The organism is Microvirga massiliensis (genome assembly GCF_001006805.1).
Classification (GTDB): domain Bacteria; phylum Pseudomonadota; class Alphaproteobacteria; order Rhizobiales; family Beijerinckiaceae; genus Microvirga; species Microvirga massiliensis.
On sequence record NZ_LN811356.1, the window covers coordinates 228,729 to 255,020 of the forward strand.

The 26,292-nt window shown below is 64.5% G+C and carries 25 protein-coding genes; 4 read left to right on the top strand and 21 right to left on the bottom strand.

Annotation, left to right across the window (positions count from 1 at the left end):
* Nucleotides 1-120: 120 nt before the first annotated feature.
* Together mbfA and BN1233_RS21500 are read right to left on the bottom strand one after the other, a co-directional pair.
* Nucleotides 121-1,098: an iron exporter MbfA gene (gene mbfA / locus BN1233_RS21495; RefSeq protein WP_046865653.1), complete on the bottom strand. Its 978-nt coding sequence runs from the start codon at nucleotides 1,096-1,098 to the stop codon at nucleotides 121-123.
* A 256-nt stretch (nucleotides 1,099-1,354) separates the two neighbouring features.
* Entirely contained in the window at nucleotides 1,355-2,788 is a 1,434-nt protein-coding gene (locus BN1233_RS21500; protein WP_046865654.1) for a protein adenylyltransferase SelO, read from the bottom strand.
* Between the two features lie 158 nt (nucleotides 2,789-2,946).
* Between BN1233_RS21500 and BN1233_RS21505 the strand changes: the two genes are divergently transcribed.
* A complete protein-coding gene (locus BN1233_RS21505) occupies nucleotides 2,947-3,663 on the top strand; it encodes a hypothetical protein (RefSeq protein WP_046865655.1) in 717 nt (238 codons plus the stop codon).
* A gap of 17 nt (nucleotides 3,664-3,680) precedes the next feature.
* Here BN1233_RS21505 and BN1233_RS21510 read toward each other — a convergent pair whose 3' ends face one another.
* The 10 genes from BN1233_RS21510 to BN1233_RS21555 all read right to left on the bottom strand — a co-directional run bounded on the left by BN1233_RS21510 (nucleotide 3,681) and on the right by BN1233_RS21555 (nucleotide 13,889).
* On the bottom strand, nucleotides 3,681-4,787 hold the full coding sequence (locus tag BN1233_RS21510; protein WP_046865656.1) for a hypothetical protein: 1,107 nt from the start codon (nucleotides 4,785-4,787) through the stop codon (nucleotides 3,681-3,683).
* Nucleotides 4,784-4,933 carry a cbb3-type cytochrome oxidase assembly protein CcoS gene (gene ccoS, locus BN1233_RS21515; protein WP_046865657.1) on the bottom strand — a complete coding sequence of 50 codons (150 nt, stop codon included), beginning with the start codon at nucleotides 4,931-4,933 and terminating at the stop codon, nucleotides 4,784-4,786. The genes BN1233_RS21510 and ccoS overlap by 4 nt, the downstream gene beginning before the upstream one ends.
* Nucleotides 4,934-4,936: 3 nt before the next feature.
* The gene (locus tag BN1233_RS21520; RefSeq protein WP_046865658.1) at nucleotides 4,937-7,171 is read right to left on the bottom strand and encodes a heavy metal translocating P-type ATPase; all 2,235 of its coding nucleotides are present in this window, start codon (nucleotides 7,169-7,171) and stop codon (nucleotides 4,937-4,939) included.
* A 9-nt stretch (nucleotides 7,172-7,180) separates the two neighbouring features.
* Nucleotides 7,181-7,690, bottom strand: a complete 510-nt coding sequence (locus BN1233_RS21525; RefSeq protein ID WP_046865659.1) for a FixH family protein — start codon at nucleotides 7,688-7,690, stop codon at nucleotides 7,181-7,183.
* A 13-nt stretch (nucleotides 7,691-7,703) separates the two neighbouring features.
* Entirely contained in the window at nucleotides 7,704-9,146 is a 1,443-nt protein-coding gene (gene ccoG, locus BN1233_RS21530) for a cytochrome c oxidase accessory protein CcoG (protein WP_046865660.1), read from the bottom strand.
* A 165-nt stretch (nucleotides 9,147-9,311) separates the two neighbouring features.
* Nucleotides 9,312-10,193: a cytochrome-c oxidase, cbb3-type subunit III gene (gene ccoP, locus BN1233_RS21535; RefSeq protein WP_046865661.1), complete on the bottom strand. Its 882-nt coding sequence runs from the start codon at nucleotides 10,191-10,193 to the stop codon at nucleotides 9,312-9,314.
* A 4-nt stretch (nucleotides 10,194-10,197) separates the two neighbouring features.
* The gene (locus BN1233_RS21540) at nucleotides 10,198-10,353 is read right to left on the bottom strand and encodes a cbb3-type cytochrome c oxidase subunit 3 (RefSeq protein ID WP_046865662.1); all 156 of its coding nucleotides are present in this window, start codon (nucleotides 10,351-10,353) and stop codon (nucleotides 10,198-10,200) included.
* A gap of 9 nt (nucleotides 10,354-10,362) precedes the next feature.
* Nucleotides 10,363-11,097: a cytochrome-c oxidase, cbb3-type subunit II gene (gene ccoO / locus BN1233_RS21545; RefSeq protein WP_046865663.1), complete on the bottom strand. Its 735-nt coding sequence runs from the start codon at nucleotides 11,095-11,097 to the stop codon at nucleotides 10,363-10,365.
* Between the two features lie 10 nt (nucleotides 11,098-11,107).
* The gene (gene ccoN, locus BN1233_RS21550) at nucleotides 11,108-12,742 is read right to left on the bottom strand and encodes a cytochrome-c oxidase, cbb3-type subunit I (RefSeq protein WP_046865842.1); all 1,635 of its coding nucleotides are present in this window, start codon (nucleotides 12,740-12,742) and stop codon (nucleotides 11,108-11,110) included.
* 448 nt (nucleotides 12,743-13,190) lie between these two features.
* Nucleotides 13,191-13,889 (bottom strand): cyclic nucleotide-binding domain-containing protein, encoded by a 699-nt coding sequence (locus tag BN1233_RS21555; protein ID WP_046865664.1) that lies wholly within the window; start codon nucleotides 13,887-13,889, stop codon nucleotides 13,191-13,193.
* Between the two features lie 188 nt (nucleotides 13,890-14,077).
* Here BN1233_RS21555 and BN1233_RS21560 point away from each other — a divergent pair, with 188 nt between their 5' ends.
* A complete protein-coding gene (locus BN1233_RS21560) occupies nucleotides 14,078-14,536 on the top strand; it encodes a hypothetical protein (protein ID WP_048708556.1) in 459 nt (152 codons plus the stop codon).
* A 48-nt stretch (nucleotides 14,537-14,584) separates the two neighbouring features.
* Here BN1233_RS21560 and nagA read toward each other — a convergent pair whose 3' ends face one another.
* The 5 genes from nagA to BN1233_RS21585 form a co-directional block, all read right to left on the bottom strand.
* Nucleotides 14,585-15,730 carry an N-acetylglucosamine-6-phosphate deacetylase gene (nagA, locus tag BN1233_RS21565; protein WP_046865665.1) on the bottom strand — a complete coding sequence of 382 codons (1,146 nt, stop codon included), beginning with the start codon at nucleotides 15,728-15,730 and terminating at the stop codon, nucleotides 14,585-14,587.
* A complete protein-coding gene (locus tag BN1233_RS21570) occupies nucleotides 15,730-16,743 on the bottom strand; it encodes an SIS domain-containing protein (RefSeq protein ID WP_046865666.1) in 1,014 nt (337 codons plus the stop codon). The genes nagA and BN1233_RS21570 overlap by 1 nt, the downstream gene beginning before the upstream one ends.
* A gap of 12 nt (nucleotides 16,744-16,755) precedes the next feature.
* A complete protein-coding gene (locus BN1233_RS21575) occupies nucleotides 16,756-17,670 on the bottom strand; it encodes an N-acetylmuramic acid 6-phosphate etherase (protein ID WP_046865667.1) in 915 nt (304 codons plus the stop codon).
* 107 nt (nucleotides 17,671-17,777) lie between these two features.
* Nucleotides 17,778-18,875 carry an anhydro-N-acetylmuramic acid kinase gene (locus BN1233_RS21580; RefSeq protein WP_046865668.1) on the bottom strand — a complete coding sequence of 366 codons (1,098 nt, stop codon included), beginning with the start codon at nucleotides 18,873-18,875 and terminating at the stop codon, nucleotides 17,778-17,780.
* Between the two features lie 177 nt (nucleotides 18,876-19,052).
* On the bottom strand, nucleotides 19,053-20,498 hold the full coding sequence (locus BN1233_RS21585; protein ID WP_046865669.1) for a DEAD/DEAH box helicase: 1,446 nt from the start codon (nucleotides 20,496-20,498) through the stop codon (nucleotides 19,053-19,055).
* Between the two features lie 508 nt (nucleotides 20,499-21,006).
* Between BN1233_RS21585 and BN1233_RS44820 the strand changes: the two genes are divergently transcribed.
* Nucleotides 21,007-21,234, top strand: coding sequence for a CsbD family protein (locus tag BN1233_RS44820; RefSeq protein WP_342341660.1), 228 nt, complete (start codon nucleotides 21,007-21,009; stop codon nucleotides 21,232-21,234).
* Nucleotides 21,235-21,462: 228 nt separating this feature from the next.
* On the top strand, nucleotides 21,463-22,779 hold the full coding sequence (locus tag BN1233_RS21595) for an Hsp70 family protein (RefSeq protein WP_046865671.1): 1,317 nt from the start codon (nucleotides 21,463-21,465) through the stop codon (nucleotides 22,777-22,779).
* 59 nt (nucleotides 22,780-22,838) lie between these two features.
* Here BN1233_RS21595 and phnE (BN1233_RS21600) read toward each other — a convergent pair whose 3' ends face one another.
* The 4 genes from phnE (BN1233_RS21600) to phnD are packed head-to-tail and all read right to left on the bottom strand — an operon-like array spanning nucleotide 22,839 to nucleotide 26,267.
* Nucleotides 22,839-23,645 carry a phosphonate ABC transporter, permease protein PhnE gene (gene phnE / locus BN1233_RS21600; RefSeq protein ID WP_046865672.1) on the bottom strand — a complete coding sequence of 269 codons (807 nt, stop codon included), beginning with the start codon at nucleotides 23,643-23,645 and terminating at the stop codon, nucleotides 22,839-22,841.
* Entirely contained in the window at nucleotides 23,642-24,430 is a 789-nt protein-coding gene (gene phnE, locus BN1233_RS21605) for a phosphonate ABC transporter, permease protein PhnE (RefSeq protein ID WP_046865673.1), read from the bottom strand. Before phnE (BN1233_RS21605) ends, phnE (BN1233_RS21600) begins: the two co-directional genes overlap by 4 nt.
* Nucleotides 24,427-25,233 (bottom strand): phosphonate ABC transporter ATP-binding protein, encoded by an 807-nt coding sequence (phnC, locus tag BN1233_RS21610; protein ID WP_046865674.1) that lies wholly within the window; start codon nucleotides 25,231-25,233, stop codon nucleotides 24,427-24,429. The genes phnE (BN1233_RS21605) and phnC overlap by 4 nt, the downstream gene beginning before the upstream one ends.
* A complete protein-coding gene (gene phnD, locus BN1233_RS21615; RefSeq protein WP_082145572.1) occupies nucleotides 25,233-26,267 on the bottom strand; it encodes a phosphate/phosphite/phosphonate ABC transporter substrate-binding protein in 1,035 nt (344 codons plus the stop codon). The genes phnC and phnD overlap by 1 nt, the downstream gene beginning before the upstream one ends.
* Nucleotides 26,268-26,292 lie beyond the last annotated feature (25 nt).

Here is a 26,292-nt window from a genome sequence, read left to right on the forward strand (position 1 = left end):
ACGGACGCGCTCCTGGATCGCTTCGCCTGCGGCTCGCAGTGACGGAAGTGCGGCGGAAAGGGCTGCGCGTTACGCGTGCAACTCTCAATGACGATGAGGTGCACAGGGCACCTCATGATATCATGCACTGCCGATGAGAATCCCTGAGGCGAAGACCAGTGAGCCTCCCAGGACGACTTGCAGAGCCGCGCGCCAGAACGGTGTCTCCATGTAACGGTTCTGCACCCAGGCGATCGCCCAAAGCTCGATGAACACGATGATCATCGCGATCGTGGTTGCCGTCCAGAAATCCGGGATCAGATACGGGAGCGCGTGGCCGAGGCCGCCGACCGCGGTCATGACGCCGGAAGCAATTCCCCGCTTCAGCGGTGAGCCACGGCCCGAGATCGTGCCGTCGTCCGAGGCGGCTTCCGTGAACCCCATCGAGATTCCAGCGCCAATCGAGGCTGCAAGGCCGACGAGAAAGGTCTCCCAGGTATTGCCTGTCGCGAAGGCGGCCGCGAAGATCGGTGCGAGCGTCGAGACGGAGCCGTCCATCAGCCCCGCCAAGCCAGGTTGCACCCAAGTGAGCACGAACTCGCGATGCGCTTCGAGATCCTCGGCCTTGCGTGCGCTCGGGGGCAGATACTCCTGCAGGAGATTCTGCCACGTTGCCTCATGGCCGGATTCGGCGGCTGCAAGATCGCCGAGCAATTTCCGGGTTCCGGCATCCCTCGTCTGCTTGGCGGCATTCAGATAGAAGTCGCGGGCTTCCATCTCCATGCGCGCGGCTTCGTCACGGATCCGTTCGAGGCCGAGATTCCCGACGAGCCACACCGGCCTGCGTTGATAGAAGCCAGCGACATGCTCGCGCCGGATCAGTGGAATGACATCCCCGAACCGGCGCCGATACTCCTCGATCAGCCGGACTCGATGCTCGTCCTCCTCGGCGGCCATCTCGTCGAAGAGCTTGGCGGATTGCGGATAGTCCTGGCGCAGGCGCTGCGCGTACCAGCTGTAGATCCGTCCATCGTCCTCTTCGGATGAGATCGCGAGAGCGAGCACCTCCTGTTCCGACAGATCCTTGAACTGCCGCCGATGCGAGAACCCGGGAATCATCGTTCCTCCAAGCTTTCAGGACATGTGCTACATCTTGCCTTCGACCAGAGATTGCATGCCGTCAATCCTGATTGCGCGAATTCTTGGACGGAGATTGCGCTACGTCCAGCACCGCGCCACTACTCTCACCCGGCTGCTTTCGCAGTCGACCCCTGGAGGGAGAGGTCGACGCCCGAAGGGCGGCGGGTGAAGGGGGAATCTCTGCGCTCGCCAAAGTGGAAATGCAGACACGCAATTCAACACTATGCGTAATCTCTTACGGCATCCTGGGCGTTGTGCCGTATGCTTCAGCCATCATCTCGATCGCTGCGAGCTTCGTATCGAACTTCGACCAATCGTCATCTTCTGCGATGGGCGCCCAGATGGCCTCGACCTCGTCGATCAGCATGGTGCAGGGCGTCGTTCCGCGGAAATAGGGATGATCGAGATTGGCCGTTGCCGATGGTGAGAGAGCTTCGAGTGCGGCCTGCAACTCATCGAAATGATCACCTTGATACAATGCGCGCGACGGGCTTCGCTCCAGGCGCTGTGGATCGGCGAGGCCGCCCCGTAGATCGAAGAAAGTCTGCTCGAATGGCGCGCGGCTCTCGTGCAGGAACCTCCAGAGGGCGCGTGCGAGGCGCGCATCCTCCTGTGGGCCAGGAGACGATACGCCGAGACGCCACAGGAGTGTCTCGATGAAAGCTTTCTGGAGTGTAGGCTCGAACGTGGCGAGCGTCGCTTCGAGAGCGGGCTGTGATGCGAAGTCGAGCAGGCACTCGGCGAGGCGCGTCAGATTCCAGAGCAGCGTGTCGGGCTGCCGCCCGTAGGCGTAAAGGCCCGTCTCGTCGAAATAGGCTGCCGTGAAAGCCGGATCATAGAAAGGCAGGAAACGCCAGGGGCCGTAATCGAAGCTCTCGCCCGTGATGTTGATGTTGTCAGTGTTGAGAACGCCGTGCACGAAGCCAGCGATCATCCATTGCGCACCCATGCGCGCAACGCGCCGGCACACTTCGGCGAGGAAGCCGGTAGCGCGCTGCTCCACCGAATCGTTCCAGACTTCGGGCATGTACGTCTGCACCGAATAGTCCAGCAACCTGGCGATGTTGGCTGGCTCCCGAAGGAACAGGAAGCGCTGAAACGTTCCGATGCGGATATGCGAGTGGCTGAGCCGCACTAGCACCGAAGAGCGCGTCGGGGAGGGCTCATCGCCGCGATAAAGGGCCTCGCCGGTTTCGATCAGGCTGAACGACTTGGAGGTTTCGACACCGAGAGCCTCGAGCATCGAGGTTGCCAGAATCTCGCGAACGCCTCCCTTCAGGGTGAGGCGCCCATCGGCACGGCGGGACCAGGGTGTCTGCCCACTGCCCTTCGTGCCGAGATCGAGAAGACGCCCATCTTCGAAGTCCGCGAGCTGCGCGAAAAGAAACCCTCGCCCGTCCCCCAATTCCGGGTTGTACACGCGGAACTGGTGGCCGTGATAACGGAGCGCCAGCGGTTGCATGAGGCTTTCGGGAAGCGGCTTGAAGCGCCCGAAATGTTCGATCCATTCCTCGTCAGACAGGGTGTCGAGGCCGACCCGGCGCGCCCAGCTCTGGTTCCGGTAGCGCAAGACGTGCTGCGGGAAGACGGCCGCCGATACGACGTCATAGAAGTCTCCACCGAGCTCGGCGTGGCGCCGGGAGGGGCGATAGCGTGGCGATATGGGCATGCTGTGCAGTCTTCCTCCGGAAGTCTCTTTCCCCAATGCCACGGGAGCACGGAAGTTCAGGTTGATCCCCGAAGCCGTTTCAGTCCAGGCTAGGCAGGAGGGGAGTCTTGGAACGAAATCGGTGGCTCCGCTTTCCTCGACAGGTCCGGGAGAGAACCATGAAACTGACGCTTTTCGCCAGCCTCTGCGCCACTGCGCTCTTGACCTCGCCCGCTTTCGCGCAGGGGAGCGACGCACCTCAAGCCACGCAGCCCGCCGTAACCGCTCCGGCGCCGGCGCAACCCGGTCAGGGGGACGCGCCACAGACAGCGCCGGCGCCGTCCACGGGCGGGCAGGCGTCGCCTGCTGCGCCCGCAGCGAGCCCGGCTCCCCAGCAGGCTGCTGCTGCCGGTGGGTCGCAGGGAAGACCGGCCAATCTGTGCAACGAGCTCGTAACATTTCTGACCCCGAAGCCGGCTCCGGAGGGGACGCAGGCCAATGCCGCGGCGCCCGGTGGTGCAGCACAGCCGCAGCCCGCCGCATCCGGTTCCCCACAGCAGCCATCGCAGGGATCGGGAGGACAGGCATCCGGAGGACCGGTCCCGCAAGGGGCAGCCGGGCCTGCCGTCGAGGCGGCCCAAGCACCGCAGCCGAAGAACGATACGGCTCCCGAGCGTTCCGGAATAACGGCGCCCATTCCGAAGGCGGAGCAGAACGCGACCCCTGTGACGCAGGACGATCTCGCACGAGCCCAATCTCTCGCGGAGGCAAACGATTTCCGGGGTTGCAAGGAGATGGCCCAGAGGCTCCGGCTCGCCGGCAAGCCGCTTCCTCCTGCCGTCATCGCTCTTGCGGGGCTTTCGGTCGAGACGCTGGAGCGGGCGCGCATGCCCTGAGCCACTTCAGCGAGCATTCAGGCGAGGATACCGGCCGCAGCCGCTCCGAACAGGGCGGCAGCGAGAATGATCGCGTCGTGAAGGCCGAGGAGCCAGCGCGGCGCGCGACTCTGGTGCAGGAGACCGGTTGCCGCGACGGTGACGAGCGACCAGCCGGCTCCGAACAGGACGGCCGCTATCGCGAAGGCGGCTTCCGTCATGCCTTTTGCGAATGGCAGAAAGCCCGCGACGGTCATGGCAGCGCCGAACACCAGAACGGGGACCGGCCGGGCCCGGGCGCCGAACGCAGCTAGCGGAAGGGCCGGCGCATACATCGCGACCACATGCCAAGCGATCACGCCCGAGACGGCGCCCCCGAGTCCACAGCCTACCATAGCGATCGGCGCGGCGCCCATCAGGGCACTCATCAGGAGCCATGACGATCCTGCCGCGATCGTGGCCCACGCAAAAGGCCTCCACTGCAGACGAGGCTGCGCCTCTTCCTCCACGTGCGATTGGCGTGGCAGAGGCAGCGAGGCCGCGGCGACGAGCGAGCCGATATGGGCCAGCGCCGCGGCGAGCGCGGCTCCCGTGAAAACCCGCGGAGCAGCGAGTGCTTCCGCAACGGCGATGATCGAGGGGGCCGCGAGTCCTGCGAGGGCGCCGGCCCCGAACACCAGCGCGATCGTTCCCAGGCCGCGTCCGCCGAGCGGTACGGCGGCATGGCGATAGAAGAGGCTGAAGCCGCCTGCGATCCCGAGCCAGAAGCCTCCCAGCAGGAGGGCGGCAAAGTTCTGCGTCTCGAGGGCAAAGGCGAGAATGATGCCGCCGGCTGAGCCCAGGGCGGCGCCGAGCGACAGCGCGGCGCGGCGCCCGAAGGCATCGCACAGGAACGAGGCCGGCAGGCTTGCCGATGCGGCTCCGGCATAGAAGGCGGCGAGCGGCAACGTCGCCCATCCACTCGACGGGGCGAGTTGCAGACCCGCGAGAGGCAGGATGCTCAGCGTCAGCACCTGGGCCACGATCGAGAAGGCGAAGCCCAGGGCGAGGCGCCCCACGCCCGGGCGGGCCCACGTCGACTCGACGGGGACCGCAGGTTCACACAGGCAGTCGAGACGGCCGGCGCGCGGTAGGGCGGTGTTCATGAGGGCAGGTCGTCGTCCGACAGAACGCGCACGGCCGCACCCTGGATGTCGTCGTATTGTCCGTTGCGCAGCGACCACATGAACGCAGCGAGCCCGGTCAGACCGAGGGAAAGCGCGATCGGAACGAGATAGATGAGGACATCCATGGATCAGGCCTCCTGCAGGACGGGCAGAGCCGGCGTCGCACCTTCAGCGGATAGCTCCGTGCGAGCCGGCAGCCGTGCCCGAAGCGCGTTCAGGGTGACGAGCGTCGAGGAGCCCGACATCGCGAGCGCTGCAACGAGCGGCGTGACGAAACCCAGGAAAGCGAGTGGCACGGCAAACAGGTTGTAGACGAGGGCAAGCCCGAGATTCTGGCGCATGAGCGCGCGGGCCCGACGCGCGACGAGCAGCGTATCGCAGACGGGTTGCAGTCGCTCGCCCAGGAAGACAGCGTCGGCCTGGGCCTGGGTGAGATCCGCAGCCGTGATCGGCGAAAGCGAGACGTCGGCCGCCGCGAGGGCCGGCGCGTCGTTGAGTCCATCGCCGACCATGAGCACGCGGCGGCCGGAGCGGCGGAGGTCCTCGATGACCTCAATCTTTCGCGCCGGCTTACAGCCGCTCTCGAAGCTGCCGACTGCCAGGGCCGCTGCAATCGGTGCAACGGCCTCCTCGCGATCGCCGGACAGAATGCGGCACTCGAGACCAAGCTCGCGCAGCCTGCGCGCCGCCGCGACCGCATCTGGCCGCAGGGCCTGACGGACTGCGAGGACGGCACGCTCCGATCCCCAGCTCACGGCGATCAGCGAGGCGTCCGGATCGCGGCGCGCCGCGTCGTGCACGAGGTCCTCGGCCCCGCAGAAGGCCGGGCTCCCCAGGCGCAGCTCGCGCCCGTCGAGATCGACCCGCACGCCTTGTCCCGTCTCCTCGACAACGCCGTCGTACGGCCGACGGGATTGCGCTTCCGTTGCCACAGCCGCAGCGAGAGGGTGATGGCTCGAGATCGCAAGGCGGGCTGCTGCCTCGAGAAGAGAGGCCGATATGGAGCCGGCATTCGCGACACGCGGTTCCGGGAGCGTCAAGGTTCCCGTCTTGTCGAAGATGACGGTGTCGATGGTGGCGAACCGTTCGAGCGCATCGCCTGCATTGAGAAAGACTCCCGAGCGGAAGAGTGCGCCAGAGGCGACGACCTGCACGACGGGAACAGCGAGCGCGAGAGCACAGGGACAGGTGATGATCAGGACGGCAACCGCCGTGATGATCGCATCGTGCGCGCTCGCGCCGAGAAGCATCCATGTCAGCGCCGTCAGCGCTGCGGTCGTATGAACGACCGGAGCGTAGGCCCGCGCGACACGATCGGCGAGCTGCACGTAACGCGACTTCGCCGCCGATGCGTTCTCGAGGAGGCGCTCGACATCGTCGAGAAGCGTGCCCGTTCCGGCAGCCGTGACCGACACGGTCATGGTGCCGGCCTGGTTGAGCGAGCCGGCATAGACCTGGGATCCCGCCTCGATCTCGCGCGGCGTGGTCTCACCGGTCACGAGGCTTTCGTCCACCGCCGATGCGCCGTTCAGCACGATTCCGTCGACGGCGATGCGTTCGCCCGGGCGGACGAGCACGCGGTCGCCTGCCTGCAGGACGGCCGTTGGAACCAGGGTGACCTCACCGCTGGAGTCGAGCCGGTGCGCCACCTCAGCCTTCAAGGCGGCGAGGTTCCCGGCGACGGCGCGCGTCCGGCGCCGCATCGCGTGATCGAGATAGCGACCGCAGAGCAGGAAGAACAGCAGCATCACGACCGAGTCGAAATAGGTGTGCTCGGCGCTGTTGATCGTCTCCACGACCGACATGATCAGGGCGAGAAGAATTCCGATCGTGATCGGGACGTCCATGTTGGTGCGCCCGGCCCGCAGGGCCGCCATGGCGCTGCGGAAGAACGGCTGTCCCGAATAGGCGACGGTCGGCAACGCAATGAGCGCCGCCAGCCAATGAAAGAAGTCGCGTGTTTCGGGCGTGATGTCCGTCACGTTCCCGGACCAGACCGAGACCGCGAGAAGCATGATGTTCATGGAGGCGAAGCCCGCCACGGCCAGACACTTCAGCAGCCATTGCGTGCGGCGGGCCTCCTCATCCTCCACGGTTCTGGCCTGGTAGGGATGAGCCTTGTAGCCGAGTTCCCGAAGACGCTCGAGAACGCGTGCAGGATCGAATGCCCCTTCCCACGCGACCGCCAGACGATGGCGCGTGTAGTTCAGGCGCGCCATGGCGATGCCGGGCAGTTGCCGGACGCCGTCCTCGATTTCGGTGATGCACGCCGCACAGGTGATCCCTTCGACGGCGAGCTCGAGATGCGAAGTACCGTCATCCTGCTGCCGCACATAGAGGGAGAGATCAAAGGACTCGGCCATGGGACGAACTCAGAGAGTGATGCGGCTCTTGGAGCGGAACATCCGCTCTTCGCCTCGGCGCAATTCGATGACGAGATCCCACTGCCCGTGCCGCGCGGTCGTGTGCCCCTCGAACCGGCCGGGAGCCGTTTGCGAGAGAGTCACCGGAGCATCATCGCGGCGGTTTGCCGGATGGGCCAGTTCCATCGTGGCGTCGAGCGTCGGGATTGCCTGATTCTGCGCATCCCGAGCGATGACGACGATGCGTGTGCCATCTTCCTCCGGGGCAAGGTTGGCCTCCACGTTCCAGTGGCGGGCCTCCTGCGCGCGGGCCGCTTCGGTGTCACGGCCGAAGGCGAGCCCGGCCTTGTAGGAACTTTCAGTCTCGACGCCGCCGAAGGTCGACACGGCGAAGCGTACGAACACCGCATTGGCCGCGAAGACCACGCCGAAGAACGCAAGCAGGCAAATGAGAACCATCCGACCGGTCAACGGGCGGCCGCCGTCATGAAGAACCGCTGTCTGGGACTTGTCGCTCATGTGTATTCTCCCGTCAGGGGCCACGGAAATTGTCGCTGACGCGAACCATTTCGCCGCTCTCGGCATCAGTGAGCACGAAGGTGACGATGGTCGCGGACGAAACATGGTCGGAAGCCGTCAGCAGCACCCGTGCCTCGAAGGTCTGGTCGGGGCCGACCGAGAAGTTCGCCGTATTTTCCGAGCCGGCTTCGGTGCCGATCGCCTCCAGGCGGGCGGGCAGACCTTCGACCGAGAGCGTGTAGTGACGCGGCGCCAGATGCTTGTTCGAGACACGGATCGTGTAGGCGTTCCGGATCGATCCGTCGGACAGGCGGACGAAGATCGGGTTGCGGTCGTGGATGACGCTCAGGCCCATCGTGTCGCGGAACGCGAGAGCACCGATCATGATCAGGCCGACGGCGGCAATCGCGACGGCGTAGAAGACCGTTCGCGGACGGACGAACTTGCGGCTCTCCGACTTGCCCTCGATCCGCGCGCGGACGTTCAGGTCGGTGTCGTAGCCGATCAGACCCGTCGGGCGACCGAGCTTCGTCATTACCGAGTCGCAGGCGTCGATGCAGAGGCCGCACTGGATGCAGTCGAGCTGCAGTCCTTGGCGAATGTCGACTCCCGTTGGGCAGACATTCACGCACTGAAAGCAATCCACGCAGTCGCCGGCGGGCAGGCCTTCGCGCCGGAGGGCTTCGTTCTTCTTCATCGATCCGCGCGGTTCGCCGCGATCGTAGCGATAGGTGACGTTGAGCGCGTGCTCATCCGTCAGCGCGGCCTGGATCCGCGGCCACGGGCACATATAGGTGCAGACCTGCTCCCGCATGTGACCGGCGAGCACGTAGGTCGTGAAGGTCAGGATCCCGATCCAGGTATAGGCGATCGCCGGCGCCTGCAGCGTAGCAAGTTCCTTCACGAGCGTCGGTGCATCGGCGAAGTAGAGAACCCAGGCGCCACCGGTCCACCAGGCGATCACGAGCCAGATCCCGTGTTTCAGGATCTTGCGCGAGACAATGTCGAGGGTGAGCTTCTGCGAGTCCTGGCGCATGCGCTCGCGGCGATCGCCCTCGACCCAGCGCTCCACGGCGTAGAACAGATCCGTCCAGACAGTCTGCGGGCACAGATAGCCGCACCAGATGCGGCCCGCGACCGCATTCATGAGGAACAGAACGAGCGCCGCGAGAACGAGCAACCCCGTCAGGAAGTAGACCTCCTGGGGCCAGATTTCGATGAAGAAGAAGTAGAAACGGCGCCCGGGAAAATCGACGAGCACTGCCTGATCGGGGGCATGCGGCCCGCGATCCCAGCGCACGAAAGGCAGGAGATAATAGATTCCGAGCGTGATCCCCAGGAGAGTCCACTTCAGCGTGCGGAAGCGGCCCTTGACGGCCTGGGGATAGATCTTCTTGCGAGGCGCATAGAGCGGCCCGTCTTCAGTCGCAGATTGAGAGGTGAGGGGAGCGGCCATCGGAGCATGCGTCCTGTCGTTGACGCAGCGATAGAACCCATGCCGTCCGGGCGCTTTGACCTAGGTCAAGATTGTGCGCACCCGCGGAATTTCTCCGGGTGAGGAGACAGCGCTTGCATTTGCAAGCACTGCACAACACCCGCGCTCGATGAAGATCGTGGCCTCCTACTTCTCGCCACCGCCGAGTGTCTGCACATACACTGTCAGCGCCTTGATGGTCGTCTCGTCGAGACGGCCCTGCCAGGCCGGCATCATGCCGCCGCGGCCGTTCCAGAGAGTCTCCATGATCACGGCGCGATCCGAGCCGTAGAGCCAGATCTTGTCGGCGAGGCTCGGCGCGCCGAGCTCATGATTACCGGTGCCGGTCTCGCCGTGGCAGGACGAGCAGCTTTCGGCAAAGACCCGCGCGCCGGTTTCGAGATCGGCGCCTTTCTCGACCGGAAGGTCGGAGAGCGAGCGCACGTAATCCGTCACGGCTGCGATCTCCGACCGCTTGAGCATTCCGTCGCGGCCGAAGGCCGGCATCATTCCCTGGCGCGTCTCGGCATGCGCGGAGCGGATCCCGTAGCGCACGGTCTGCTCGATATCTATGATCTTGCCGCCCCAGAGCCAGTCGTCGTCGTTGAGGTTCGGGTAGCCCTTGGCGCCGCCGCCACCGGCGCCATGGCATGGCGCGCAGTTGTCACCAAATGCGGCCTTGCCCTGTGCCATCGCGAAGGCGAGAAGCTCCGGATTCGCGGAGACCTCTTCCAACGGCGTTTCGGCGAGCTTGGCGGTCATCGTGGCACGCTGGGCCTTGAGAGCATCGAGGTCCGCAACGATCGCTTCGCGCGAGTGCCATCCGAGCAGACCCTCGGTATAGGAACTCACGAGAGGCCATGCGGGATAGGCGATCATGTAAGCGAAGGCCCAGATGATCGTGCCGTAGAAGGTCCAAAGCCACCAGCGCGGAAGCGGCGTATTCAGTTCGGCGATGCCGTCCCATTCGTGCCCGGTCGTCGTCGTTCCGCTGACCGGGTCGACCTGCTCATGCGTATCGTGAGCCATGAAATCAATCCTCCCGAAGAGGCATGCGCGCAGCGTCATCGAAATGCGATTTCCGCGACGGCGCGAGAGCGTAGACGAGCACCATCAGGAAGACGGCGACGAAGTAGAGGAGCCCCCAGGTCTGGGCGAACTCCGCAAAGAACTTATAGGTCGTCGACATGAGGATTCCTCAGCGAATGTTCGCCTTGTTGTCGTACAGCTTGAAATCGACTTGCGTGCCGAGCATCTGCAGGTAGGCGATCAGAGCATCCGCCTCGCTGATCCGGCCCGGATTGGCATCGAAATCTCTGGAGACGGCATTCGGATAACGCTCCGCGAGTTCCGACGCGCTAGGGTGGTCGGTGGTCGCCTGCGTGCGCAGATCGGCCGCAGCCTTGTCGATCATCTCGGGCGTGTAGGGCACGCCCAGAAGAGCCTGCACCCTCAGGTCCTCGGAGAGGCGCTCGGTATCGACTTCGCGCTCAGCGAGCCACGGATAGCTCGGCATGATGGAGCCGGGTACGACCGCGCGTGGATTCATGAGGTGCTCGCGGTGCCAATCGTCCGAATACTTGCCGCCGACGCGCGCGAGATCCGGACCGGTGCGCTTCGAGCCCCACTGGAAGGGCCGGTCATACATGCTCTCAGCCGCGAGCGAGTAGTGGCCGTAGCGCTCGACCTCGTCCCGCAGCGGGCGGACCATCTGGCTGTGACAGTTGTAGCAGCCCTCGCGGACATAGACGTTGCGGCCGGCGAGTTCGAGCGGCGTGTAGGGTCGCACGCCGTCGACCTTCTCAATCGTGCTCTTGAGGTAGAAGAGCGGCACGATCTCGACGAGGCCGCCGATCGAGATCACGATCAGCACACCAATGACAAGGATGATCGAGTTCGTCTCGAAAATCTTATGGCGGTTCCAGAGAGACATCGGTCGTTCCTTATTCGGCAGGAGCGAGCTGGGGCCGGCCCGAGAGCTTGGTCTCGTCAGCAGGCACGGGTTTCGTGATCGTCATCCAGACGTTCCAGGCCATGATCAGGCTGCCGACGACGAAGAGGGCGCCGCCGATGGCACGGATGACATAGAAGGGATGCATCGCCTCTACGGTCTCGATGAACGAGTATTCGAGGAAGCCGAGGGTCGTGTAGGCCCGCCACATCAGGCCCTGCAGGATGCCCGCCACCCACATCGACGAGATGTAGAGTACGATTCCCATCGTGGAGATCCAGAAGTGCCAGCTGACGGCCTTCAGGGAGTAGAGCCGCTCACGGTTCCAGAGCCACGGCACGAGGCAGTAGATGGCGCCGAAGGAGATGTAGGCGACCCAGCCGAGCGCGCCCGAATGCACGTGTCCGATCGTCCAGTCGGTATAGTGGCTGAGCGAGTTCACGGCCTTCACGGACATCAGCGGCCCCTCGAAGGTCGACATTCCGTAGAAGGCGACGGACACCACCATCATGCGCAGGACCGGATCGGTGCGCAGCTTGTCCCAGGCGCCCGAGAGCGTCATGAGGCCGTTGATCATGCCTCCCCACGAGGGCATCCACAGGATGACCGAGAAGGTCATGCCGAGCGTCTGCGCCCAGTCGGGCAGGGCGGTGTAGTGCAGGTGGTGCGGCCCGGCCCAGATGTAGGTGAAGATCAGCGACCAGAAGTGGATGATGGAGAGCCGGTACGAGTAGACCGGCCGGTCCGCCCGCTTCGGGATGAAGTAGTACATGATGGCCAAGAAGCCTGCCGTGAGGAAGAAGCCTACGGCATTATGACCGTACCACCACTGCACCATCGCATCCTGCACGCCGGACCACACGATGTAGGATTTCGGCGAGAACAGCGAAACCGGTACTGCGGCATTGTTGCCGAGATGCAGAACCGCGATCGTCAGGATGAAGGCGAAATAGAACCAGTTCGCTACGTAGATGTGCGACTCCTTGCGCCGCATCACCGTCACCAGGAAGACCAGGAAATATATAACCCAGACGACCGTCAGCCAGAGGTCGGCATACCACTCGGGCTCCGCGTATTCCTTGCTCTGCGTGATGCCCAGCAGGTAGCCCGTGCCCGCAATCACGATGAAGAAGTTGTAGCCGAGCACCACGAACCACGGCGCGATGTCGCCTGCGAGCCGGGCTCGGCAGGTGCGCTGCACCACGTAGAACGAGGTGCCGATGAGAACGTTTCCGCCGAAGGCGAAGATGACCGCCGAGGTGTGTAACGGGCGGACGCGGCCGAAGCTCAGCCAGGCGAGATCGAAGTTCAGCGCCGGAAATGCGAGCTGCAGCGCGATCAGGAGTCCGATCGCGAATCCCGCAACGCCCCAGAACACGGACGCGAGCGTCGCGAACTTCACCGGGCCCAGATTGTAGTTGGGCTTTCCGTTGATCTCACGCGCCGGCAACTCCGCTGGGCGCGAATAGAAGCGATCGATGATCGCGAAGGTGGCAGCCGCACTCGCGGCCGCGAAGAGATAGGCGTGGAATGCGTATTCCGGCGTGTGAGCCTTCGCCGCAACGATGATGCTGACGAGAGCGAGCGCCGCGAAGGCGACGGCAGAGCCTGCCTTGCCGAACGTCATGCGCTTGTCAGCGGGCTTCCACTCGGGGATCAGATGCGCTTTAGCCATGAGCAATGAACCTTATTCGGCGGCGGCCCGACTCTGCGAACAGGCTTCGCCTTCAGGCTCAGGCTCTACGGTTCACGGGATGCCCCGGCATTGATGCAAATCAAGACGGAGAGGATTCCGCTACCCTCACGTCAGGAAGATGGTGTGACGCGGCTCCGTAGAAATACGTACCCAGCGTGCAGACGATAAGGTTCGCGTGCTCAGGTTTATCTGAGGGCAGTTGTCGTGAAGTGATTTTCTCGTGGCGTCGGTGCCGCCACTCTCACCCAGACGCGGAGTGTCCGCCGCTTCACCTCTCCCTTTGCGGGAGAGGTTGCCCCGAAGGGGCGGGTGAGGGGGAAACACTGCGCCATTTAGATTAAGAGCAATCGCAGCTTCGATGCCGCGCAGCAATGCGCCGTCAGCCGCGCGCAATCGCCTCGAGGCGCTCCGGATTCATGATCCGGGCTCCATCCGGTACCACGAGCAGGACTTTGTCCTTGGCGAGCTTGGTGAAGGTGCGGCTGACCGTCTCGATCGTGAGGCCGAGGAAATCCGCGATGTCCTGCCGGCTCATAGGGAGCGAAAGGGTGACGGAACTCTGGCCTATACGGGCGAGCCGCTCACGCAACCCGACCAAGAAGGCTGCGATGCGTTCCTCGGCGGAACGCCGCCCCAACAGAACCATCTGGTCCTGAGCGAGGCTGAGTTCGTGTCCCGCGAACTCGTGCAGCCGGCGCAGGAGATGCGGCTTCTCGTCTACGTATTCGGCGAAAGTCTTGCGTGGAAACCGGCAAGCACGGGTTTCCGTCACCGCCTCGGCGGAGACGCCGTAGCGGTCGAGCAGCGCGAGACCCAGGAAATCTCCCGGCAAGGCAAAGCCGACGATCTGACGGCGGCCGTCCGGGAGCAGCTTGTAGAGGCGCACCATGCCTTCCGTGACATTGAATACGGCATCGGCGGGCTGCTCCTGTGAGAACAGAGCCGAGCGGGGTGCGAAGCAGCAAGACTGGCTCAGGGATTCGATCTCCGCGAGTTCCTGCTCGTTGAGGGCCGCGCACACGCTCAGGAGCCGTACCTTGCAATCGGCACAGGCCGCCCGTCCGTGCTGACAGGCCATTCCCGGAACGACAGGGGACGTCGGTGGAGTGCTGGTGGTCGCTGCTTGAGCCACGGTCAAGCCTCTTTCGGTTCCATATCACCTAGCACAAGTCCCACCTGTCAGGCTTGTCGCTCGTGCATGGTTGACCTGCATCAATGTCGCAGAACGGCAGATCTGCGAAGTACGGAACATTACGAAGGTCGGCCATGCAAGATCTTTTCAATGCCGCCCCCCTGCCGCCGGCTCAGGCGCGACTCGCCTATCCGCTCGTGCAGATGTTCGATCCCGCGGTGACGCTGGACGCGTGGCTTGCTCATGCCCGGAGAATTGCGCGGCGCAAGCCCGACCACGGCGGAATGATCGCCGTCCGGGACAACCGCGGGATCCTCCATGCCGTTTTCACATACTCCGTCGAGCGGGATTTCCGCCGCGGCGCATGCCTGCGCATCGCCGACCTGATCGTGGGGCGCCTGCCCGGAGCCTTGGTGAACGGCGCTGTGCTGGGCGCCGCGCAGGATCTCGCGCGTCGGATCGGCTGCAAGACGATCCTGATCGACGTGCCGACCCTGCCGGAAAGCACGCGACCTCTCGACGTCGCCCTCGAGGGGATGCCGCCCCTGGATTACGCTCCGGCCGTGGTGGTCTTCGAGCGGCAGGCGAGCTGACGCTCTCCCGCACGAGCCTTCCTCACTGCGCTCAAGGCACTTCTCGCTTCAGGCGCGTGCCAGTTCGCCGGCAATCCAAGTATGTGTGGCAGAGCCATTTGCGTCGAGCGCGACGAGGTCTGCGCACGCACTGGGCGCGATGCGGCCGAGGTCCGGCCGCGAGAGGAAACGCGCAGGCGTGCCGGAGGCCATCGCGAGCGCATCCTCGAGCGGAATTCCGAAGCTCGTGCAGTTCCGGACCGCCGCCGCCATATCGAGCGCCGACCCGGCGAGCGTCCCGTCGGCCAGCGTGCAGCGACCATCGGCGACCCGGACCCGTGCTCCGAGGAGGTCAAAGCCCTCGACATTGGTGCCCACCGGCGACATGGCGTCCGTCACCAGCATCATCCGGGCCGGACCCATGACCTTCCACGCGAGCCGCACCGAGATCGGTGCCACGTGGAATCCGTCGGTGATGATCCCTGCGAAGCCCTGATCCTCTACCAAGGCGACGCCGACGGTGCCCGGAGCGCGTCCGGCGAGAGGCGCCATGGCGTTGTAAAGATGCGTGAAGCCGGCGAGGCCCTCTTCAAAAGCCGCGCTGAGCTCGTCGGGGCCAGCCTCCGTATGTCCCGCACACACATGAATCCCGCGGCGCGTCAATTCGCGGATCGTGCCCGGGGGCACGCATTCTGGCGCCAGTGTCACGAGCGTCGTGCCGGCAGGGCCGAGCGAGGCGAGGAGATCGATGTCTCCCTCCGTGATCTCGACGATGCATCCGGCCGGATGGGCGCCTTTCCGGCGCGGATTGATGAATGGTCCCTCGAGGTGGATGCCGAGGATGCCCGGGACGCGCGCCTCGAGGGCTTCGCGAACGGCGGCGATCGCTCGTGCGATCATCTCACGCCGGTCGCTGATGAGGGTGGGAAGAAGTCCCGTCGTGCCGAACCGCCGGTGCGCTTCCGCGATGGTCCGCAGGCCGGAAACCGAAGGCTCGTCATTGAAGAGAACGCCGCCGCCACCATTCACCTGGACGTCGATGAATCCGGGGGCGAGCAGGCTCCCGGGGCCGAGGTCGAGCGTTTCGCAGGCGAGATCCAGGCTTGCGCAGAGCTCCCGAACCAGGCCGTTTTCGAGGACGACCGTCGCTCGTTCGCGCATTCTCTCGCCGTCGAACACACGATCCGCCCGGATCGCGACCGGGGACCGGCTCATCAGAGTGTCTCCGTGACCTTCGTGAGGCTCGGTGGAGAATCCGGGTCGAACCCCCGGGCGCGAGCCTCGCGCTCGATCGCCCGATAGGCCGGGACGAGCATCACCACCGGATCGAGAGCCGGGTGGTCGTCGGAGAGCCATGGCAGGGTTCCGTGCGGACCGCCGCAGACCTCTATGGGCACGCGCTGCCCCGAGAGCTCGGCTATGAGATCATCGACGCTGCCGGCAACCTCGTCGTGCTGGCGCAGGGCCAGCAGCGGGGTGGACGGGCCGAGTGCCGCGCGTGGGCCATGCCGAAGCTCGGCTGCGCTGTAGGACAAGGCCGGAAGGCGGAGCGTCTCCGATATCTTCAGGGCGATCTCGCGGATCGGACCGAAACCGGTCCCGCGCCCCGTCACAAAGGGAGTCGTCCCAGGCGTGAGCTGGGCCATCCAAGCGGACCAGTCGAGGCTCTGGGCGCGTTCGAGGCGTTCCGGAACGCGCCGGACGGCCCCGAGGAGTTCCTCGTCGCCGGACCATGCCGCAACCAGCGCCGCACAGGCCAAGCAGGAATTCACCACCGTTTTCGTCGCGGCTACCGCGTGTTCCGGCCCAGCCTCGAGGGGCAGGACGAGCTCGGCTGCCTCGGCGACCGGCGATGCGGGGTCGTTTACGATCGCGAGCGACACAGCGCCTCCCGCCCGTGCGGCCCGGGTGGCTGCGAGGAGATCGGGACTGCGCCCCGATTGAGAGACGACGATGAAGAGAGCGTCATTCATCTTCGGGACGCTCCGGTAGCTCGTCACTACCGAGGGCGCAGAGGCCGAGACGATGAGGCCGAGCCGCGTCTCGACGAGGTAGCGGAGATAGACGCCGGCATGTCCGGAACTGCCGCGGCCGCAGACCACCACGAAAGGAAAGGAACGGTTGCCGATCCGGCCTGCGATATCCAGGAAGGCACCGGAGCGGAGGAACCGGGCGGCCGCTTCCGGCGCCTCCCGGATCTCGACTGCCATCGACGTTCGCGAAGCCATGATCGCCGGAACTCAGCTCGCGTCCGCGCGAGCAGGCGCCGGTCTGCCCGCGATGTCCGCGAGAGCGTGTCGGAGATCGTCGCCGTTTCGCGCGAGGATGTCCGCCGCGTAGGGCCGGTCGACTCCGAAGACGATCAGCGCCGCGATCTTCACGTCACCCTCTGCCTGAGCGAGCGCCTGGATGGCGGTTCTTTCGTCGCAGCCCGTGATCTGCGCGACCATCAGCTCCGCACGCCGTCTGAGTTTCGCGTTGGTGGCCCGCATGTGCACCATGAGCCCGCGATAGACGCGCCCAAGGCGGATCATCACGAGACTGGAGAGCAGGTTCAGGACGATCTTCTGCGCCGTCCCGGCCTTCATGCGGGTCGAGCCTGCAATCACCTCCGAACCGGTCTCGACGAGGATGGGATTCGTACAAACGTCGAACAAGGGCGCGTCGCGATTGTTCGCGACACTGATCGTCATCGCGCCGCGGCGGGTCGCTTCCGCGATGGCGGTGACCGTGAATGGAGTGCTTCCGCTGGCAGCGACACCGATGACTACATCCCCTGCGGTGATTCCGGCTTTCGAAATCTGTTCGGCCGCATCCGCAACGGAGTCCTCCGCATTCTCGACTGCGCGCAAGAGCGCTCCTTCACCACCCGCGATGATGAACACGACTCTGTCATTGGGCCAGTTGAAGGTGGGCATGAGCTCGGCGCCGTCCTGGACTCCGATCCGGCCGGAGGTGCCGGCACCGACATAAACGAGTCGCCCTCCCTTTCGCAGGCGATCTGCTGCGGCGTCGGCTGCTGCAGCAATCTCGGGCAGAGCGGGCCCTACAGCCGCTGCTGCCGCGAGTTGTCCCTCGTAAAGCGCCTTGACTACTTCGAGGCTCGGCCAGGAATCGAGATCCTCGTAACGCGTGCTCTTGGCTTCGGTCGCCATGGTGTTCCGTATTGCTGGCCAGAATATAGATCCCGCCAGGACGACAACAACCGCGCCGGCCTCGGTCCTGGCCCGCGCCCGGCGCATCCAGCGCTCGGGGAAAGGATTTATGCAGCCCGGTGAAGCTCGCCGCCGGGCATCGGGTGCGGCACGCCGGTTGTGGTGGGAAGGCTAAGGGGAAGGCCCCGAAGCGACCGGACTGCAAGATAGCCGAAGGCCTGCGCTTCAAGGAAATCACCATCCCAGCCGACATCTTCGACAGGATCGACCGGCACCGCCAAGCTCTCGCGCAGCCGCTTCATGAGATGTTGATTGTGACGTCCGCCGCCGGTCACGAGCCATCGTTGCGGCGCGTGCGGCACATTCCGGAGGGCAGCCACGATCGAGCGGATCGTGAACTCGGCAAGCGTTGCCGCGCCATCGGCGTCCGAAAGCGCCTCGACGGCCTTCGCCCAGGCCTGGAAGTCCTGCCGGTCGAGCGATTTCGGGGCAGGGCGCTCGAAGAACGGGTGCTCGAGAAAGGCGGCCGCAAGCGCCTCATCGGCCTGTCCCGAGGCGGCGAGGCGGCCGTCCCTGTCGAACGGAACGCCGCATCGGCGCAGGACGAAATCATCGATGAGGGCGCTGGCGGGGCCGGTGTCGAAGGATATAACCGTATCGCCGTCGATGTAGGTGACGTTCGCAACTCCTCCGAGATTGAGCACCATCAGGGGCTGCGGGAGCCCGGAGGCGAGGGCGCGATGAAACAGCGGGACCAAGGGAGCGCCTTCGCCCCCGGAGGCGACATCCGCGTGGCGGAACCGGTTCACCGTGTCGATGCCGAGTTGCGCCGCGACGCGTGCGCCGAGCCCGAGCTGGCGCGTGAAGCGCTGCCGGGGCCGGTGAAAGACGGTCTGGCCGTGCAGGCCGATGACGTCGATATCCTGGGGCACTATCGATACGGCTTCCATAAAATCCCGGATCGCGCCGATATGCGCGTCCGTGACAGCCTCCTCGAGGTCCTGGAGCGGATCGGACTGCGCCCGGGTGGGCTCGGTGATCAGGTCGAGCAGTTCGCGCCGGAGCGACGCCGGATATTCGAACATGCGGCCCGAGCCCGTGGAGACCCGCTGATCGCCATCGGTCTCGACGATGGCGACGTCGATGCCGTCCATGGACGTGCCGCTCATGACGCCGATTGCGCGTCGCAGGACAGGTTCGGCCATAAATCACCCACGGGTCGAGGAGCCGCCATTCGCCGTCTCCGAGCCAGTCGCAAGCGGGCGGAGATGGCGGGATGGCCATCCGGAACAGACCTCACTCATACGCGCTCATACGCCCGACGCAATTAGGCCGCGGAGCAGGCGACTGCTCCGCGGCCCAAGGCAGAGAATGTCGTCGATTCAGCGCGAGCGGGCCAGCCAGGCGATCGAGTTCCCGCCATTCTCCGCGTGGCCGCCTCTGTCGCTCCGCTGCGCTGCGCCTCGCTTCATCGCGGGGTGGGCCTCTCCACGCGACGCATGGCTGTCGTTGCGATGGCCGCCATTCGCCTTGTGCCGCCCATCGCGGGACTGTCTCTGCTGTGGAGCCTCGTTGTGCCTGGCGGATAGCTGCCTTTTGGACTGCTGCTTCTGAGGCTGCTGTGGCCGGCGCGCGTCGCGTCGCGGCTCACGCTCCACAGAGGGATTGCCCTGCTGCGGCTCGACAGCCACGAGATCCAATCCCGCGGGAGCCGGCATGACCGGAACCTTCAGCCGGGTGAGCTTCTCGATGTCGCGTAGATAGGCGCGCTCCTCGTCGTTGCAGAACGAGATCGCGATGCCGGCCGCCCCGGCGCGGGCCGTCCGGCCGATCCGGTGGACGTAGGATTCGGGAACATTCGGGAGCTCGAAATTGATGACGTGGGTCACGCCCTCGACGTCAATTCCGCGGGCCGCGATGTCCGTTGCGACGAGAACGCGGCAACCGCCGTCGCGGAACGCGCTCAGGGCTCGCTCGCGCTGGTTCTGAGACTTGTTGCCGTGGATCGCGGCAGCCTCGATGCCGGCTGCGAGAAGGTGGCGGACCACCCGGTCCGCGCCGTGCTTCGTGCGGGTGAACACGAGCGTGCGCTCGATGGCAGGATCCTGCAGGACGGCCTGGAGCAGTGCCTGCTTGCGGGCGGTCGGCACGAACAGGACGTGCTGGTCGACGCGCTCGGCCGTCGTGGCGACGGGTGTCACTGCGACCTTGACGGGATCCGTAAGGTACTCGTCCGCAAGGGCTGCGATGCTCTTCGGCATCGTGGCCGAGAAGAAGAGGCTCTGGCGCTTCGCCGGGATCAGCCGCACGATGCGCTTCAAATCGTGAATGAAGCCCAGATCCAGCATCTGGTCGGCTTCGTCGAGGACAAGGATCTCGAGCTCGCGCAGATCGAGGGACCGACGATCGACGAGATCGAGAAGTCGGCCCGGCGTGGCGACGAGGATATCGACGCCGGACGCGAGCGCACGTTCCTGCCGGCCGATCGGCACGCCGCCGAAGACGACCGTAGTGGTAAGGCGCAGATTGCGCCCATAGGCGCAGAAGCTATCCGCGATTTGGCTCGCGAGCTCGCGCGTGGGGCTCAGGACGAGGACGCGGCAACGCTTCGGCTGACGTGGCGCCGGCGCCTGAGCGAGGCGATGGAGAATGGGAAGCGCAAAGGCCGCCGTCTTGCCGGTGCCGGTCTGGGCGATCCCGAGGAGATCACGGCCCGCCATCGCGTCCGGGATCGCCTTGATCTGAATGGGAGTCGGAGTGGTATAGCCTTCGGTCGCGAGCGCCTTCTGAAGGGGCGCCACGAGGCCGAAATCGGAAAATGTCGTCAAGGAATCTGTCTTTCGGGCAGATGTGAAGAACCGCGCTCTCGGGCGACGGCTCCGGGAGACCACCCGCGTGAACAGGGCTGTCAGGGTAGTGGGCGCTTGAAGATGAAGGCTGGACCAGTCTCGGCCGTCACGCCGCCTCGCTCACGAATCCGGTCTCGGACACGGGCGCCACGGGTGTGATATGCGGGCACCAAGTCCGGATGTCAATCTCCGGGCTTGCGCTGAGTTTAGAGCCTTCCCGCTGGGTCGCGCCGGTGGATTGCCCCGTCTCCGGCCCGCAATGACAGGGTGGAGTTGACATCCCCTCTCCGTCATTGCGCGCGAAGCGAAGCAATCCAGTTGCGCATGCCGAGACCGGTATGTCGATGCCGATATCGGAACGGTTTCGGCGAGAACTGCGTTTTCAGCACAAGATGGCTCGGAACGATGAGCACTGCGGACACATTAGCCGTCGGGCTCATGCACGTACCCCGTGCAATCACTAAGCCCGAGACTTCGTCGAGCTCGCTTGAGCATCGATCTTCACGTTCAGGAGGAAGTAAACATGGACCATGATCGTATCGAAGGTTCCTCGAAGACGCTGATGGGCCGCCTGAAGAGCTTCTTTGGAGGTATGATAGGCGATAGCAAAATGCAGGCCGAGGGAAAGATGGATCAGGCTGAGGGCAAGATTCAGAACGCCGTCGGCGGCGTGAAGGATAGCCTCCGCGAAGCAGGCGATCCGAACCGGCGTTGACGATAACTCATTTCGGAATAGAGAATTCGTCGAGACGCGGCCCATTCTGCGTCTTGACTTACATTAGATGCGAGGCGAAATCGCATATACATCGTGCATCCCGCACAGTTCCGATTGCCTGCACACGAGACGAGACTGGTCCGATTGCCTGCACACGAGACGAGACTGGCGCGTGGCGGCTCGTTCGGTTAATGGCGGCGGCTCGCCGCTGTACTCTTCGAGCCCGCCATGCCGCCGCAATCTCCCGCCGAACTCTCCATTGGAATCGATTTTGGCACGAGCAACACGGTAGTGGCTATCGCAGGGCCCGACGGCCCTGCAGAGGCGATCGTCTTCGACCACCACGGAACTGCGCTGCAGGTTTACGTAACGGCGCTGTGCTTCTGGGATGAGCGCCATGGCGCGTCACGGCGCACGCTCGTAGAGGGCGGTCCTTGGGCGGTGGACCAGTTTCTCGATGGCCGCTCGGCGCATCGCTTCATCCAGTCTTTCAAGACTTTCGCAGCCAGTGCCAGCTTTCAGGAAACCCGGATTTTCCGTGAACGCTATCGGTTCGAGGATCTGCTGGCAGCCTTCCTGAGAACTCTCACGCGGCATGCCAGCCGGAGCTTGGATCTTTCGACCGGCAAGATCGTGATCGGCCGGCCTGTGCGCTTCGCAGGGAACAAGCCGGACGAACAACTCGCCATGGAGCGGTATCGCGCGGCGTTTTCCCGGCTGGGCGTCCAGGATGCGTCATATGTCTACGAGCCCGTCGGAGCGGCGTTCTTCTACGCATGTCAGCTCGATCGCGACGCGACGGTGCTGGTCGCGGATTTCGGCGGTGGTACGAGCGATTTCTCGATCCTGCGGTTCACCCGGTCCGGCGGGCAGGTCCGCGCCGAACCGCTCGGACAGGCCGGGATCGGGATTGCCGGAGATGCTTTCGACTACCGGATCGTCGATCACGTCGTGTCGCCACGCCTCGGCAAGGGCGGCCGGTACCGCTCGCTCGACAAGGTGCTGACGATTCCAAACCATTACTATGCGAATTTTGCTCGCTGGAATCAGCTCGCGATGATGAAGGGCAGTGGGGACCTGAAGGAGTTGCATGCACTCGTGCGGGTTGCGCTCGCTCCCGAGCCCCTCCGCAAATTCATCGACATCATCGAATATGATCTCGGCTTTGCGCTGTATCGCGCCGTCTCGAGCGCGAAGTTGGCGCTCTCGATGCAGCCCGAGGTCGAGTTCCGGTTCGAGGGGGAGGGGGTCGAGATCGCGGCAACCATCACCCGCAAGGAGTTCGAGTCATGGATCGCCGGCGACATTGCGCGCCTCGCTACAACACTCGACGAGGCGCTGGAGACCGCAGCTGTCGCAGCCGGTGACATCGACCGGATCTTTCTGACCGGCGGCACATCGTTCGTCCCGGCCGTGCAGCGCCTTTTTGTGGATCGTTTCGGCGCGGAGAGGATCACCTCCGCTGATCAGTTCGAGTCGATCGCCTTAGGGCTTGCCCTGATCGGTCAATCTCCCGATTCGAAGCGATGGTCGGTCCGCCACTGAATGCAGACCTGACCACTGGCGGGCATTCACCGGAATTCCTGCCGCAAGTCTCGCCGAGATCAGATCACCCGCCCTCGAATATAAGTGACCACCGCTTCGGTGACGAGGACCACTGCGAAGATCGTGAGGAGCACGACCGCGACCTGGTCCCAGTAGAGCAGGTTCAAGGCGGTATCGAGAGCGACGCCGATGCCGCCGGCACCGACCAGGCCGAGGATCGCCGACTCGCGGATGTTGATGTCCCACCGGAAGAGGGCGATTGACCAGAAGCTCGGACGGACCTGCGGCCAGTATCCCAGAATAATCGTCGACATCCGAGGCGCCCCCGCCGCGGTCAGGGCCTCGATCGACCCGCGATTGGCTTCCTCGAGCGCCTCGGCGAAGAGCTTCCCCGTGAACCCGATCGAGCGGAACGCGATGGCGAGCGTTCCCGCCAGCGGTCCGGGGCCGAAAACGGCCACGAAGAGCAACGCCCAGATGAGCGAATTCACCGAGCGCGACGTCACGAAGATGAACTTCGCGAAGAGGTTCAAGCCGGCATTGGGGGTGACATTGCGGGCTGCCATGAGGCCGACCGGAAGCGCCATCGCGAGCGCGAGGATCGTCCCGAGAGTCGCGATGTGGAACGTCTCGATCAGTGCGTCGAGCGTGGGGCGGAAATAGTCCAGATCCAGGGGCCACATGCGCCCGAACAGATCTGCAACCTGCTCGGGCGCATCGTAGAGGAACTCCGGGATGATCTCGATCGTCCGGAGCGACACGATGACGGCGACTGCGGTGAAGAGATAGAAACCGTAGCGCGCCAGGCGCTGGAGCGGCGTATAGCGACGCCACTGGCGGTCGAGGCGAAGAGCGACGGTGCTCACTGGAAGACCTTACGGGCCCAGCCGGACACGATCTCGGCCAGCATGATGATGGCAACGATCACGATCAGGATCGCGAGCACGAAGTCGTAGTCGAAGCGCTGATAGGCGGTGAACAGGGTCGCTCCGATCCCGCCGCCACCGACGATGCCGACCATCGTGGAGTTCCTGAGATTCGAGTCGAGCTGGTAGGTCGAGAAGCCGATGAAGCGCGGGAGCACCTGCGGCTGCACGCCCATGATGAGGATGCCGAGAAAACCGGCACCCGTCGCTCGCACGGCTTCCACCTGCTTCAGTGAGATTTCCTCGATCGCTTCTGCGAAGAGCTTCGAGATGAATCCGATCGAGCCGACTATCAAAGCCATGACCCCAGCGAGCGCGCCGAATCCGATGGCTTTCACGAACAGGATCGCGACGATGATCGGATGAAAGGAGCGGCACAGGGCGATGAACAGGCGCGTCGGCCAGGTCACCCAGGGCGGCATGAGATTGCGCGCTGCCAGGAAGCCGATCGGCAGTGAGAGGATCACGCCGAAGAAGGTTGCGATCACGGCGATCTGGAGGCTTTCCACGATTCCGTCGACGAGGAGCTGCCAACGCTCGAAGGTCGGCGGGAACATCCGGCTCAGCAAACGGCCGCCGTGGTCGAGACCGACGACGAAGCGCTCCCAGGTGAAGCCGAGGCGCGAGCCCGCGTAGACGACATAGGCCGCAAGGAGAAGCCAGCCGATCCGCGCCGCCCAGTTGGACTCGAACGGGCGTCGGGCTGCGTGCGGGGTGTTGCTCATTCCAGCCAGCTCTCCCCGCCATAGATGCGTTTCAGATGCGCGTCCTCGAGCCCGTCGGGCGATCCGTCATAGACGATCTCGCCGCCAGCCATGCCGATGATCCGCCCTGCGAAGCGCTTCGCGAGCTCGACGTTGTGGATGTTGACGACAACCGGTATGTCGCGCTCGCCGGCGAGCCGCGCGAGAATCTCCATGATCTCAACGGAAGTCTTGGGATCGAGAGAGGATGTCGGCTCATCCGCGAGGATCAGGTCCGGGTCCTGCATGATCGCTCGGGCGATTCCGACGCGCTGACGCTGCCCGCCCGACAGGGCATCGGCCCGCCGTGTTGCGAAACCGGATAGACCAACCGCATCCAGCAGCTCGAACGCGCGGTCGATATCGGTCTGTGGAAAGAGCCGGAGCCATGCCCGCCACACCGGCACGTAGCCGAGGCGTCCGCACAGGAGATTCTCCATGACCGTCAGACGCTCGACGAGATTGTACTCCTGAAACACCATCCCGATTCGACGACGTGCATCGCGCAACGCCCCACCGGATAGTTTTGCGAGATCCTTGCCACGGAACAGGATCTCGCCCGCCGTTGGTTCGACGAGACGATTGATGCAGCGGATGAGCGTGCTCTTGCCCGTGCCCGAGGGACCGATGATCGCGGTGACGCCCTGCCCGGGAATGACCAGATCGATGTTCTTGAGGACCGGAACGCCTGGCCGATACTCCTTGCGGAGCTTTCGGATGGTAAGAGAGCGAGGCTCGACCCCGCTCTCCATGGACGCTGCGGCCACTTGCGTACCCGCGTTCATCAGGGCTTCTTCGCTTCGCCGGCCTTCTTGCGCGCCGCCTCCGCTTCGCGGGCAGCCTCCTTCTCGTAGGCAGCCTTATTATATGGCGTGCCGGACTCCTCGGCGACGCGCCGGACGACGGCCCAATCCTTCTTGTAGGTGATCGGGAAGAAGCGATCGTCGCCGTTGAACTCCTTCGTCATCTCCGGTGTGAAGCGGAAATCGTAGAAGCACTTCTTCACCTTCTCGGCGAGTTCCGGCTTCAGATCATGGGCGTGGGCGAAGGACGAGGTCGGAAACACCTCGCTCTTGTAGATCACGCGGAAATCGTCCGCCTTGACGGTGCCGCGCGTGATCATCCGCGAGAAGACGTCGGACGCTACCGGAGCGGCATCGTAATCGCCCGCCTCGACGCCGAGTACCGACTTGTCGTGCCCTCCGGAGAAGACGGGCTGATAATCCTCACCGGGCTTCAGCCCCTCCTCGGGGAAGAGCACCTGCGGGGCGAGGTTCCCGGAGTTCGAGGACGGCGAGGTGTGAGCAACCTTCTTGCCCTTGAGGTCGGCCAGCTTCTGATAGGGGCTGTCCTTCTTGACGATCATGAATAGCTGATAGCCTCGGACCTGCTCCGCGGTTCCTTTGGCCGCGAAAGGCACCGCGCCCGCCATGTTGACGGCGAAGCCCGTCGGCCCGGTCGAGAATCCGGCAACGTGCAGGCGGCCCGAGCGCATCGCCTCGATCTCCGCGGAGTTCGACTGGACCGGGTAATAGACCACCCGCTTGCCCGTGCAGGTCGAGAGATAATCGGTAAAGGGCTTGAAGATGTTCTGGTAGACGGCCGGATCTTCCACGGGCGTGTAGGCGAAGACGAGGGCCGACGGATCCCGATGGCGTGACGCATCGGCCGGCGCGTCCGCTACGAGATCACCGTCGGCATCGCAGTACATGTCATCGAGCTGGCCACGGTTCGTGCAGGCTGCCTCGGCAAGGGCCGGAGTATGGGCCCAGGCGATGGAGCCCGCCCCGACTGCCGCAAGCAGAAGTGCTCTGATCATCAATGTTTCCTCCCTGTTCACCATC